At 63.3% G+C, this 13274-nt stretch carries 10 protein-coding genes and 1 pseudogene; 7 read left to right on the top strand and 4 right to left on the bottom strand.

What is annotated here, in order from left to right; translation table 11 throughout:
* Positions 1 to 20 precede the first annotated feature (20 nt).
* The 4 genes and pseudogenes from ABIA42_RS13700 (at position 21) to ABIA42_RS13685 (ending at position 3919) form a co-directional block, all read left to right on the top strand.
* A complete protein-coding gene (locus ABIA42_RS13700; RefSeq protein WP_370113031.1) occupies positions 21 to 1004 on the top strand; it encodes a TIGR03571 family LLM class oxidoreductase in 984 nt (327 codons plus the stop codon).
* A gap of 19 nt (positions 1005 to 1023) precedes the next feature.
* Positions 1024 to 1845, top strand: coding sequence for an aldo/keto reductase (locus ABIA42_RS13695; RefSeq protein ID WP_370113033.1), 822 nt, complete (start codon positions 1024 to 1026; stop codon positions 1843 to 1845).
* 6 nt (positions 1846 to 1851) lie between these two features.
* Positions 1852 to 3049 (top strand): annotated as a pseudogene (locus ABIA42_RS13690) (MFS transporter).
* Positions 3050 to 3145: 96 nt separating this feature from the next.
* Positions 3146 to 3919: an SDR family NAD(P)-dependent oxidoreductase gene (locus tag ABIA42_RS13685; protein WP_370113035.1), complete on the top strand. Its 774-nt coding sequence runs from the start codon at positions 3146 to 3148 to the stop codon at positions 3917 to 3919.
* Between the two features lie 104 nt (positions 3920 to 4023).
* Here ABIA42_RS13685 and ABIA42_RS13680 read toward each other — a convergent pair whose 3' ends face one another.
* Genes ABIA42_RS13680 through ABIA42_RS13665 form a run of 4 tightly spaced genes read right to left on the bottom strand, consistent with a single transcriptional unit; the run spans position 4024 to position 8721 of the window.
* A complete protein-coding gene (locus tag ABIA42_RS13680; RefSeq protein WP_370113037.1) occupies positions 4024 to 5145 on the bottom strand; it encodes an alkene reductase in 1122 nt (373 codons plus the stop codon).
* Between the two features lie 2 nt (positions 5146 to 5147).
* Positions 5148 to 6335 (bottom strand): hypothetical protein, encoded by a 1188-nt coding sequence (locus ABIA42_RS13675; protein ID WP_370113039.1) that lies wholly within the window; start codon positions 6333 to 6335, stop codon positions 5148 to 5150.
* Between the two features lie 29 nt (positions 6336 to 6364).
* Positions 6365 to 7483 carry an FAD-dependent monooxygenase gene (locus ABIA42_RS13670; protein ID WP_370113041.1) on the bottom strand — a complete coding sequence of 373 codons (1119 nt, stop codon included), beginning with the start codon at positions 7481 to 7483 and terminating at the stop codon, positions 6365 to 6367.
* A 29-nt stretch (positions 7484 to 7512) separates the two neighbouring features.
* Positions 7513 to 8721 (bottom strand): MFS transporter, encoded by a 1209-nt coding sequence (locus ABIA42_RS13665; RefSeq protein WP_370113043.1) that lies wholly within the window; start codon positions 8719 to 8721, stop codon positions 7513 to 7515.
* A gap of 382 nt (positions 8722 to 9103) precedes the next feature.
* Between ABIA42_RS13665 and ABIA42_RS13660 the strand changes: the two genes are divergently transcribed.
* The 3 genes from ABIA42_RS13660 to ABIA42_RS13650 are packed head-to-tail and all read left to right on the top strand — an operon-like array spanning position 9104 to position 13165.
* Positions 9104 to 10408, top strand: a complete 1305-nt coding sequence (locus tag ABIA42_RS13660) for a c-type cytochrome (protein ID WP_370113045.1) — start codon at positions 9104 to 9106, stop codon at positions 10406 to 10408.
* 40 nt (positions 10409 to 10448) lie between these two features.
* Positions 10449 to 10940, top strand: coding sequence for a (2Fe-2S)-binding protein (locus ABIA42_RS13655; protein ID WP_370113047.1), 492 nt, complete (start codon positions 10449 to 10451; stop codon positions 10938 to 10940).
* A complete protein-coding gene (locus tag ABIA42_RS13650) occupies positions 10937 to 13165 on the top strand; it encodes a molybdopterin cofactor-binding domain-containing protein (RefSeq protein ID WP_370113049.1) in 2229 nt (742 codons plus the stop codon). Before ABIA42_RS13655 ends, ABIA42_RS13650 begins: the two co-directional genes overlap by 4 nt.
* The last annotated feature ends 109 nt before the right edge of the window (positions 13166 to 13274 follow it).

The raw sequence follows: 13274 nt of genomic DNA, 5'->3' as shown, positions 1-13274 counted from the left end.
ACCAGGCCTATGTCACGGCCATGGGAAAGAACTCAGCTCTCGATCTGATCCGGAGGCCCGACCGTCTCACGCTCGGCATTGAATTGCCGTTCGACAACGACTGGTCGCCCGCTGGCGAGGCTCGGCGCCTGGCGGCGGGCCGTGCGCGCGGCGTACCTGATCTCTCGGCGCAGACCGAACTCGTCCGTAAGGCCGACGATCTCGACTTTGCGGCGATTTGGATGCGCGACGTGCCAGTCTTCGATGCCGTGAATATGGGAGACGCCGGCTCGGTGTACGACGTCTTCACGTTGCTCGGCTACTTCGCCGGAGTGACGCGCCAGATCGCTCTAGGCACGGCGGCCGTGGTGCTTCCGATCCGCCATCCGCTTCTGACGGCGAAGGCCGCCGCTTCGGTGGACGTGCTGTCAGGCGGTCGACTGATCCTCGGTGTCGCCTCTGGCGACCGCCCGGTAGAGTATCCTCTGCTCGGTCTTGATTTCGAGGGGCGTGGGGAGGCGTTCCGCGAAGCGGTCGCCTATCTCAGGGCAGCGTGGCAGCCAGGCGGCCTGCCGGTGAACGGCAAGCGTGCCCCGGGCCTCGATCTTCTCCCGCGCCCAACGCAGCCCACCATCCCGATGGTCGTTGCCGGGCAGGCCAGTCAAGACGACAAATGGCTGGCCGCACATATGGACGGACGCTTCATCTATCCCGGCAGCGTCGAAAAAATGGCTGCGCAGGCGGCGCGCTGGCGCGAGGCGACATTCGCCCAGGGCAGTTTCATCAGCGCCTTTCATCTCGACCTGCTCACAGACGTGGATGCGCCGGCTGTACCGATACGCTTCGGCGCGCGCGTCGGCCGCAAAGTACTCATCGCGCATCTGGAAGCCCTTGCCTCGGTCGGTGTCGATCACATCGCCATCAATCTCAGACAATCGGGGCGGCCGCCCGCCGAGATCATCGAAGAACTGGCGTCGGACGTCATGCCGGCGCTCGTCGGAAATCCGAAGGCGCGAGCCGCCTAAAACTTTTGGGACAATCAGCATGAATATCGTGAAAGCACATGGCGCCGAGATTCCGGCACTCGGCTTCGGCGTCTTCCGCATGTCGGACGCCGAAGTCGAAGCGGCCGTTCCTGCCGCGCTCGAGGCCGGCTTTCGGCACTTCGACACCGCGCAGATCTACCAGAACGAAGCGGCGCTCGGTCGCGCACTTCGCTCCGCCCGCGTACGCCGCGAGGACTTGTTCTTGACCACAAAAGTCTGGGTCGACAACTACTCAAAGGACAAGTTCTCGGCCTCGGTGGACCAGAGCCTCGACAAGCTTGGGATCGACCGAGTCGACCTGTTGCTTCTGCATTGGCCGGGCGACAGGGTCTCGATTGCCGACCAGATCTCCCTGCTCAATGAAGCTCAGGAAGCCGGTAGGACCCGTTTCGTCGGGGTAAGCAACCAAAATATAGCGCAGATGATGGAATCGATCGCGCTCAGCAGGGCGCCGATCGTCACCAATCAGATCGAGGTGCACCCCTATCTCGATCAGAGTGCCGTCGCCGCCGCAGCGAAGGCTGCGGGCGTAGCGATCACAACCTACTACGGTATGGCCGACGGCGCGATGCCGCGCGATCCGCTTTTGCAGAAGATCGGGGCGAGGCATGGCAAGTCCGCAGCGCAGGTCGCGCTGCGCTGGCTGGTCCAGCAAGGCTATGTCGCGCTGTCCAAGACCGCCAAGCCCGAGCGCGTGGCCGAGAACTTCGCGATCTTCGATTTCGCTCTGACGGAAGAGGACATGGCCGCGATCGGCAAGCTCTCTCGACCGACCGGCCGCCTGGTTAGCCCGCCCGGTCTTGCTCCTGTCTGGGATTGAGGAGAGCTGCACGTGAGCGGATCGTTTACAAAGTCTCGGCGTCTCAACTGGCCCCTGCTGACGCTCGCCATCGGAGCCTTCGGCATCGGTACGACCGAGTTCACGCCGATGGGCCTGCTGCCGGTCATCGCGCAGGGGGTGGACGTCTCCATCCCAACCGCAGGTATGCTCGTCAGCGGGTACGCCATCGGCGTCATGGTGGGCGCGCCGATCATGACTCTTGTCTTCAGTCGGTTCGGCAAGCGCACGGCGCTCATGCTGCTGATGACGATCTTCACTGTCGGTAATTTGCTTTCGGCCCTGGCGCCAGACTATTACACGCTACTGGCATCCCGGCTCGTCACCAGCCTCAATCACGGTGCTTTCTTCGGCCTAGGTGCGATCGTCGCCGCGAGCCTGGTGCCGAGGGAAAAGCAAGCGAGCGCGGTCGCCACCATGTTCATGGGGCTGACCATCGCCAATGTCGGCGGCGTTCCCGCTGCGACCTGGATCGGTCAGCAGGTGGGCTGGCGGATCGCATTCGCGGGAACGGCGGGGCTCGGCGTCCTCGCAATCATTTCCTTGTGGATAGCGCTGCCAAAGGGTGAATCGGGCACCGTTCCGGACGTACGGCGTGAGCTCGAGGTGCTCATCCGGCCGACCGTGCTGCTCGCGATGGCAACGACGGTGATGGGCGCTGGCGCCATGTTCACGCTCTACACGTACGTGGCTCCGGTCTTGGCCGGACTAACAGGTGCGTCGGAGACTTTCGTGACGATTGCCCTGATTCTGATTGGGGTCGGCTTCACCGTCGGCAATGGTCTCGGCGGCAAGCTCGCCGACTGGTCGCTGGATGGCGCGACGAAGATTTGTCTCGCGAGCCTCGCCGTCATCATGGCGGTTTTGCCGCTGTTGCTCACCAGCCATATTGGCGCGGCGGTAGGTCTGCTGGTGTGGGGAGCAGCGACCTTCGCGATCGTCCCGCCCGGTGCAGATGCGGGTCATGCAGGCCGCTTCCGAAGCGCCAGGGCTCGCATCGTCGATCAACGTCGGAGCGTTCAATCTCGGTAACGCGGTTGGTGCCGCGGTCGGCGGCGGGGTCATCAGCCTCGGCCTCGGCTATGCGGCCATTCCCATCGCGGGCGCCGTGCTTGCCGCTGCCGGTCTGGCGCTGGTCTGGCTCGGGGCTCGCAGACGCGTCGCGATGAACCCTTGCGAGGCGTGACAGGAAGGGAGCCGAACATGAGCAGGATAGGCTTTCGGTAGTAAGCGACAGCCGCGAGGTGCCACGATGGCACCAAGGAGCGGGAGGGATGACACAATGGATCTACAACTGAACGGCAAGACCGCGCTGGTGACCGGCTCGACGGCCGGCATTGGGCTCGAGATTGCAAAACGCCTAGTCGCAGAGGGCGCCGACGTGGTCATCTGCGGCCGCAATCGGCAAAAGCTCGACGCAGCGGCGGTCGAATCCGGTGCGCGCAGTGTGCTCGCCGACCCGGCGACATCGGAGGGAGCGACAACGCTTCTCGCGGCTGTGCCGGAGGTCGATATCTTGGTGAACAATCTCGGCATCTACGAATCGAAGCCTTTCACCGAGATCTCAGACGAAGACTGGCGGCGCTTCTTCGAGGTGAATGTCCTCTCCGGAGCGCGGTTGGCCCGCGCCTATTTCCCCGGCATGATCGCTCGCGATTGGGGGCGCGTCATCTTCATTGCCAGCGAGAGCGGTCTGCTGGTGCCCCCTGACATGGTCCATTATGGAATGACGAAGACAGCGCAGCTCGCGATAGCACGGGGTCTCGCCGCGAATACCAAGGGCACTCGGGTTACCGTCAATTCTGTGCTGCCGGGAACTACGCGATCCGAAGGAATCGTCGATTTCCTCAAGAGTGTCGCCGAGGATCCCAGCGCACCGGAAGCGGAGATTGAGCGGGCATTCTTCGTCAGAGACCGTCCAACCTCGTTGATCCAACGCATGATCGAGCCCGGGGAGATCGCGTCGCTGGTCGCCTACGTCGCAAGCCCGCTTTCGGCCGCCACCAACGGCGCGGCGCTACGGGTCGACGGCGGCATCACGCCGACCATCGTTTGACAGGCGCTGGCACGTGCCGGCGACATTGACCTGGTAGCGCGCAGACTGCCTTCGGGGACGCGACATGGCACGGACCTGTAAGTTGTCTCGGCAGTCGGCCTCCGCTAGTCTCCCGCAGCGGCTTCCGCGTGACCGCTCTCAAGCTCAGGATAGTCGAGATATCCGGAATTCGATCCGCCATACATCCCGAACTGCTTTGGCGAGTTGTAGGGACCGTCCATCAGAATTCGCGCTGGCAGGTCTGGGTTGGCCAGGAAGAGGCGACCGAAGGCGACCGCGTGGGCCTCACCGGAGCCGACAATCTGCGCTGCACGTCTAGGGGTGATACCCGCATTGACGATCAGCGGGCGGTAGCCTCCGCGGAATATCGACAGCATTCTTTCGTAGTCGGGAGCTCCAGTCCAGGCGTTGGTGTCGGCAAGGTGCAGATAGGCAAGCCCAGCCGACTCCAGCCAGTGAGCAAGGGGCCGATAGGTATCCTCCGGCTCAGGATCCCGCACGCTGTTGTAGTCGGCGAAGGGCGACAGCCGCAGTCCGATCCGCGAGCGCGGCATGACATCAGAAATCGCCGAGACGATCTCGTGAAGCAGCTTTGATCGTCCTTCGGCGCTTCCGCCGTAGTCGTCGGTTCGTAGGTTAATCGTCGGCGACAGAAACTGATGGATGAGATAGCCATTGGCGCCATGAATCTCGACGCCGTCGAAGCCCGCGCGGACCGCGTTGGCGGCTGCGAGTCTGAATTCGCTTACGACGCCTTGGATCTCTGCGGAGGTCATCGCGCGCGATGATGTCGCCGCTATCCGCACATATGCACCGTTGGCGAGGAGCGCCCACACCTGTAGCCGATCGAGATCGTCGTTCACGCCTGAGGGAGATAGCGGTTGTCCATCGGATAGGAGACCGCGAGCGCTGGCACGCCCGGCATGCCAGAGCTGCGCGACGACGCGCCCCCCTTTTTCATGGATCCGATCGACGACCGGCTTCCACGCCAGGGTCTGTTCGTCGGTCCAGAGACCAGGCGTCCGGTCGAAGGCGCAGGACATCGGCCCCACGTTAATGCCTTCGGTCACAATGAAACCAGCGCTCGCCCGTGCCGCGTAGTACTCCGACGCGGTCGGATTAATCACGCCGCGTTCGCTGGCGCGCGAACGCGTCATCGGTGCCATCACAATTCTGTTCGCGAGATCGAGATCGCCCAAGGTCGCCGGATGGAATAGGCTTTGCATGTTCACTCCTTCGAGGTCGGCTCATTGCGAGCCAGATCGAGCTGGTCCGCGCGTCTATCGCGCAACCAGCGATTTCCCAACGCGAGACCGTATTCGTAAAGAGTGTTCCCGTATGCGAGTTGCTGCCGTTCGGCGGACAAGAGCGCGACGTCGACGTTCGCGCGCGCCGAGTTCAGAGCGCGTGCCAGAGAGGCAGCTTCGTAGGCCGCCTTGGCGGTTCCTCCTGCGGTGTGGGGACGCACGACGAACGCGGCGTCGCCTGTCAGCAGGACCCGACCGAACAACGTCTTCGGCACTCTCACGTCGACGATGGTCTGGAGAAATGGATCCGGCGTTTCCGACACCAGCACGGCCATCTTGGGGTGAATCTCGCGAGGGGCGCGCGCCTTGAGCGCTGCGATGGCGCCGTCCGGCAAGGCGCCGCGCGGAATCGAGGATCGATGCCGCGTGCCGTTCTTATCGGTCAGCATGCCCGCCAGGTCGGCTGGGCTGACGTGAACGTACCAGACCCAGTTGAGGCGTCGCGATCCGGCCGCGATGGCGCCGTCCCTTCCCGGGATAAAATAAGCGAGCATGTGCCCCCCGCTGCGGGCCTCGGAGAAGGTGAAACGGTCGTGGAAAAAGGACAAAAGCTCGCCAGGCACGTCGCGCTCGTCCAGCACGCCCCGCCAGGCGACGTAACCGGCATAACGCGCCGCGACATCGGGAAGCATTCTTCGTCTCGTCGCCGAGCCCGAACCGTCCGCGGACAAGAACAGATCGCTTTCGACGATCGTGCCGTCGACGAGCGTTGCCGCGACTTTGGAGGTCATCTGGGTCACAGCGGTCACCTCAGAGCCCGCGCGGTAGCACTCGTCAGGGACAGCGGCGCGCAGCGCTGCGTGGATGGCTTCCCAGGATGTGAAGTCTTGCGGTGCCTCCTCGAGCATTCCGTCTCCGCCGTCATAGTCGAGGTAGCGGCGTCCTTGGCAGGACGTGCAGGGGAGGGGCCCGGCACCGTTCTCCGCGAGCAAACGCGTCAATTCGCTTTGGACGACAATGCCGGCTCCTCGCGCCATCATCGGACCGGGCACGCGTTCGTAGATGCGTACGGTCGCGCCGATCTTCCGAAGGGCTATGGCATTGCAAAGTCCGGCAACGGATCCCCCGCCGATCGTAACCGTAAAGCCATGTTCGGCGTGCCAACTCATCCGTTTCTCCAATGTGAAATCTCCGAGGATCATGACGGGCTCATCAGACGAGCCCCCAACTCGCGGCCGGATGCTGCGACGGCTTTGCCTGCCTGAATTCGTTCTTGAGCGTAGTTCCGGAGCGCGGTTTCGAGCGGCACGGATGACAGGTGCTTACGCAGCGCGATGGCATCCGCGGCGGCCTTCGCGATCCCCATCCCTGTGTGTGGCCTCACGACGAATGCCGCGTCTCCGACGAGTGCGATCCGCTGCGACACCATCCACTCCGTTTCGTAGTCGAAGATGCCCTGCACGAAAGGCCGGGCCGTTTCTTCGACCGCCGCGGCGAACGAGCGGGGCAACAGCCGCCTCGCGTCGTCGACGAGCCGCTCGCGGGCCCGCTCGGAGGCGGTGCCGGGCGGCAGGGAATATCGATGGATGCGGCCTTGGCTATCCGTAAGTACCTCGTCCCGCGTCGCCGGTCCGGCCGCGGGCCTATACCAGACCCAGTTGTACCTACGGCGTCCGGTCTCGGTCTCGCCTCCGGCGCCCGGCACCAAGAAGCCGATGATGTGGGAGTAAGGCATCCGGAAGTATGCGAAGCGGTCGAGCAGTTCTTCCCTCGCGAATCCAGGCAAGGCGGACTCCGAAAGCAGACCGCGCCATCCGACGTAGCCGGCATAGGAATTTGAGGCCGAAGGACCGTCCACGACGGCGCGCACGACGGATGCTATTCCGTCGGCGCCGACGACCAGGTCGGCCATCGCTTCGTTGCCGTCTTCGAAGCGAAGAACGATACGATCCGTGTCCTCTCGAAGATGTTCGACCTTCTTGCCTAGCAGGTATGTGCCGTCCGCCTTCCGCTCGCGAAAGACTCGATAGACGGCGTCCCAGGATATCTGCATTTGCGGCGGCATCGGCTGGACAAGCGGAGTTCCGGCGTCTCCGAAGACAATGCGCTCTCGCGAGACCACACCGACTCGCGCGACGTGCTCGCATCCAGAAGCCCTAAGGATCGCGAATGTTTCGCGCTTGCCGAGAAAGCCCGCGCCGCGTCCCCCCAACCCATGGAGCGATCGTTCGTAGACCGTGACGTCGTGCCCGTCCTGTGCAAGCAACGTCGCGGTGAACAGTCCCGCGAGAGAGCCTCCGACGACCGCGATGCGCATGCTCTGTAACCCTCGGAGGGACCGTGGCCCTAGTGTTTCGATGCCTTGCCGGCGCGGGTCGCAAGCGTCGGCAGTTGCAGAAGCAGCCCCGCTGCCGCAAGAGCGGCCCCATAGGCGCAGACTCCGAGCCAGGAAAGGTGCGTATACGCCCAACTCGCCCCGAGGGAACCGAGCGAGCCGCCGATGAACATTGCTGTCATGAACACGGTATTCAACCTGCTCCGGGCCTCCGGACGAAGCGCGAAGATCAGATGTTGGTTCGATACAAGTGCGGCGTTCACGCCGATGTCGAGGAGCACCACCCCGACGACCAATCCCGCAATCGCGTTCCAGCCCGCGAAAACGGCCCATGAGGAAAGCGAGATGGCGGCTGCGATCGCGACCACCACGTGTGGACCGCGTCTGTCGGCGACGCGTCCTGCGAGAGGAGCGGCGAAGATGCCGGACGCGCCGATGACGCCGAACAGACCAGCGATCTCGGGTCCAAGCCCGAATGCGGGTTCCTGGAGATGAAGCGAAAGTATGGTCCAGAAGGCGATGAAGGAGGCGAACAGCATCGCTTGCGTCGCGGCGGCGAGACGAAGCTGTGGCTCCTCGACGAGCAAGTGGACGAGCGAGCGCAGCGCGGCGAGATATCCGATGTCTTGCTTCGCATGGTGCAGAGGCAGGATCGAACGGACCAGCGCGGCAGCAGCAAGTGCCAAAGGAACGCCCAGCCAGAACATCTCGCGCCATCCGAAGTGCGATCCAACGAAGCCGGCGATCGTACGGCTGAGGAGAATGCCTCCCAGAATCCCGCTGACCACGGTGCCTACGGCGCTGCCCCTGGTCCGGTCGTCGGCGAGCGTCGCGGCGAAGGGGACGATCTGTTGGGCCACGGTCGCTGCCACGCCCAGTGTTAGCGACGCCGCGATCAAAGCATGCGTAGACGGAGCGATTGCGGCGAACGCGAGAGCAGCAGACAGAACGAGGAATTGCGCTGCGATTAGACGCCTTCTTTCCACAATGTCGCCTAATGGCACCAGAAAGAGAAGGCCGACGGCGTAACCGAATTGCGTGGCGGTGGGGATGAGGCCGATTGCGGTCGAGTCCGGATAGCTCGCTTCGATCAGGCCGAGCAGGGGCTGGTTGTAGTATATATTTGCGACCGCGATCCCGGCGCAGACCGCCATCGCGAAGATGCGAGCGCGGGTGAGGCTGGGTGCCTGGCGGTCCGTCGTGACTGTTGAAGTCGACATGGCTGCGAAATCCTCTTTGCGCCGGCAAGCGCTTCTTCTTTCACGCGCCGGCTCTTGACCTTCGAACAGGATTGACAGTTAATTATCACGTGATAAATAACAAGGCGCGGCGGTGGCGGCTCCAATCTGCATGTGGTTTTGGTCGCGTGAGCATTACGGCCCTACGCGCTGCGATGACATCCGCAGCCCCGCATTCGTCCTGAAGCGAGGCTCTTCCCCAAGCCTCTTACTCCGTGAACGAGCGGTCGTATTGGATTCCGTGAGCGTGGTTTGGACTGGCTCGTCGAGCAGCGATCTGGAGATTGTGCAAGCCGCGCATGAAACTCAAAAGAAATCGCGCGACGTCCGCTGATATCGCCTAGGTCTCGATGAAGGAAGGGTGATGAAGTTCAGGTTTGTCTTCTTCGCGCTACTTGCGATTGGTGCGTTTGGCGGGACGGCGGCGCTTCTATATGCGTGGGAATCGCCTATTGCTCCGAGCGATCCTCGATCGCATGTAACGCCGGATCGCGCATTGGCTCGTCGTGGCGCAAGTCTCGCACTTCTCGGAGACTGCGCCACATGCCATACCGCGGCGGGCGGACTCTCATACGCCGGAGGGCTCGCGATGCCGACGCCCTTTGGAACTATCTACTCCACGAACATCACGCCGGATCCGGAGACGGGCATAGGTCGCTGGTCGGAGCAGGCTTTCATTCGCGCTCTACGGTCCGGCGTGGATCGCGAAGGTCGCCATCTCTATCCCGCGTTTCCCTACGACCACTTCACGCGCGTGACCGACGATGATGCCAAGGCGTTGTACGCCTTCTTCATGTCGATCGATCCGGTGAAGTCGTCGGCGCCCTCCAACGAACTTCCATTTCCTCTCAACGTCCGTCTCACTCTGGCCGGCTGGAAGCTTCTCTTTCTGCATCCGTCGCGTTTCGTCGCCGACCCGTCGAAGGACGAGAAATGGAATAGGGGAAAATATCTGGTCGACGGACTGGGCCATTGCGGAGCCTGCCATTCCCCTCGAAATCTCCTCGGAGCCGAGATGACATCTTCCGGCTTTTCCGGAGGCGAAGCCGAAGGCTGGCGCGCCTATGCGCTTGGCGGAATTTCGCCGGCACCGGCCGCGTGGGATGAAGCCGCCCTCGCGGATTATCTCGCGCATGGTTTTCATCCCCAACATGGCACCGCCCAGGGCCCCATGGCGAACGTGGTCGACAATCTGTCCCAGGTAGATCCGTCGGACGTGGGAGCGATGGCCTATTATCTCGCCTCTCTCGGAAAGGGGAAGGGGCGGAACGACGTCGAAAAGGTTGCTGCCGGGCCGGGCCGCCTGCCGCAGGCGGCCGGCATGCAGGCGGCCACATCTGCCATCCCGCCCGAGGCTGGCGGCGCGATCTACATCACCGTCTGCGCTTCATGTCACGAAGGCGACAGGCCAGTGCCGTTCGGGGGCTTGAGACTCGATCTCTCCACCGCGCTCGCCGATGCGACGCCAGCCAACCTCGTTAATCTGGTGGTACGGGGAATCCCGGCAGCCGCCGGCGCTTCCGCGCGCCCAATCATGCCCGGTTTCGGTGAAATTCTCGACGACCGACAGATCTCGGATCTTGCGAATTATCTGCGTACGCGACTTGCGGGAAGGCAGCGGTGGGACGGGCTGGACAAAGCGGTCGCGGAAGCAAGAGGCGGACAATGAGGGCGATCGGTCAAGGACTAAGGAGGCTCGGCGCAACATTATGACAACTCTGATAGTCAACGGTGAGAGCCGAACGATCAAAGCAAGCGCCGATACGCCGCTGCTCTACGTCCTCAGGGACGAACTCGGTCTTAACGCCGCAAAGTTCGGTTGCGGGCTAGGCCAGTGCGGTGCCTGCACCGTCATCGTCGACGGCAAGGCGATATTCTCTTGCGTGACGCCGCTGATGGTCCTGGAGGGACGTAAAGTGACAACGCTTGAGGGGATCGGGAGCCGGGACGCCCCTAGTCCGATGCAGCGCGGTTTCATCGAGGAGCAGGCCGCACAATGCGGCTACTGCATCCCGGGCATGATGATGCGAGCCCAAGCGCTACTGGATCGCGATCCGCACGCCTCCGACGAGTCGATCAAGGCGGAACTGCAGCCCCATCTCTGCCGATGCGGGACGCACATGCGCATCCTGCGGGCGATTCGAAGAGCCGCGGATGAATTGCGATCGAAGACTACTGTCGAAGCAAGGACAAGGCGATGAAGAGAACGGTTTCGCGGCGCAGTGTCCTGGCCGGCGCCGGCGCACTCGTCGTCGCCTTCCGAATATCCCGGTCGCATGCACAAACCGAAACCGGTACGGGGGGAGGTCCCTCGAATCTTGGTTTACCGGGAAGCCTGGACGATACTCCGAGAATCGACGCCTGGATCCGCATCGACGCTTCAGGCGCAGCCACGATTCTTACCGGAAAGGCCGAACTCGGCCAGGGTCTCAAGACGGCGATTTTGCAGATCGCTGCCGAAGAACTCAAGCTCCCGTTGAGCAGGCTTTCTCTGATCACGGCCGACACGGGGCGAACACCGAACGAAGGCTACACGGCCGCCAGCCACTCGATGCAGGATTCGGGCACCGCGATCCGGCATGCGGCAGCCCAGGCGCGCGAACTGCTCCGCGAAGAGGCGGCCCGAAGGCTGGATGTACCTGCCGCCTCGCTGCGGGTGCATGGCGGCGAGGTGTCGGGCGAGGACGGTAGGCGCCTCGGCTTCGGCGAATTGGTGCGCGATCAGCTGCTGGCCGTCGACGCCGGTCAGATATCGCATCTGACCCCTCCCTCAGACTTCACCATCATGAACCGGCCGGTTCCGAGAATCGACCTTCCGGCCAAGGTGACGGGGGGAGCGGCTTACGTCCAGGATCTTCGCCCGGAGGGGATGCTGCACGGTCGCGTCGTTCGCCCGCCGAGCTACGGCGCAACGCTCCGGGACTGCGATGTGGCGCGCATCGAGCGGATGAGCGGGATCGTCAAGGTCGTGCGAGACGGAAATTTCCTTGGTGTAGTCGCGGAGAGCGAATGGACCGCGGTCCAGGCGATGCGAAACTTGGCGGCCTCCACGACGTGGATCGAGCAACAGGAACTACCCGACGAGAAGGATCTGCCGACCGCGCTGATGAATCTCCCGTCGCGCGACACGACGATTCGTGACAGCGGAAATCCAGGTAAGCCGGGCATTACGGTCGATGGCACCTTCAGCAGGCCCTATCTCACCCATGGATCGATCGGACCTGCGTGCGCTCTTGCGACGTTCGAGGACGGAAAGCTCACGGTTTGGACCCATACCCAAGGCGTGTTCTTCCTCCGCGATGCGATCGCCGGCATGTTGAAAATGCAGACCGAAGATGTGCGCTGCGTGCACGCCGAAGGCGCGGGGTGCTACGGCCAGAACGGCGCAGATGACGTCGCGGCCGACGCCGCTATGCTTGCTCTCACTGTCCCAGGCCGACCGGTCAGGGTCCAACTGATGCGCGAGCAGGAACACGCGTGGGATCCGTTCGGGCCCGGCATGGTGGTCAAGCTCAAGGCCACGGTCGGAGCCGACGGCGCGATCGCCGATTGGCACCACGAAGTTTGGAGCCAGTCGCACATGATGCGGCCAGGTCCGCCCGGGACATTGATCGCGGCGCGTCTGAAGTCAAACGCCTTCCCACCGGCGCCTCCTGTCGCCCTCGCGCAGCCCGAGGGAGGCGGCGACCGGAACGCGATTCCGCTCTACGCGATCGAGAACTGCAAGGTGATCAGCCACTTTCTTCCCGACATGCCCTTGCGCGGCTCGTCGATGCGTTCATTGGGCGGCTATCTGAATGTGTTCTCGATCGAGAGCGTCCTCGACGAATTGGCAGTCCGTTCGGGGCAGGATCCCGTCGCGTTTCGGCTCAGACACATGGAAGATCCGCGGGCACGGTCCGTCATCGAAACGGCAGCTTCGCGTTTCGGATGGAGCGGACGGAAGAAGCTTTCCGGAGGCACCGGATTCGGGTTCGGCTTCGCCAGGTACAAGAATCTCGAAGCCTGGTGCGCGGTGGCGGTCGAGGTCGAACTCATCCGCTTGAGCGGCGCGGTTCGCGTTCGTCGGGTCGTAGCAGCTGTGGACACCGGGCAGATCGTGAATCCGGACGGCGTCCGCAATCAGATCGAAGGCGGCATCCTGCAGGCGACAAGCTGGACGCTATTCGAGCAGGTCAGATTCGACCGCACCCGTGTCACATCCGTGGATTGGGCGTCCTATCCGATCATGCGATTCGACAGCGTCCCAGAGAGGGTCGAAGTCCATCTGGTGGATCGCCCGGGCGACGGCTTCTACGGCGTCGCCGAGGCCGCGCAAGGTCCGACGGGGGCTGCGCTCACGAATGCCATCAGGGATGCCTCGGGGGTCAGGTTCTCTCAACTTCCGATCACGTCGGCGCGGATAAGAAAAGCGATCGGCGTGTGATTGGAACGCGAGGCCAGCTCGACACGACCGGAGGTGACTCGCTTGGCACCAGCCGCGCAACCGGGCCGAATTAAGCGCGCCAAGTCGGGCCCATGTCCTGGATCTATTT

The sequence above is a fragment of the Bradyrhizobium sp. USDA 327 genome, assembly GCF_041262065.1.
In the GTDB taxonomy this organism is placed as follows: domain Bacteria; phylum Pseudomonadota; class Alphaproteobacteria; order Rhizobiales; family Xanthobacteraceae; genus Bradyrhizobium; species Bradyrhizobium liaoningense.
Note: the sequence above shows the minus strand (reverse complement) of the source record. Positions and strands in the feature narration are given on the sequence as shown.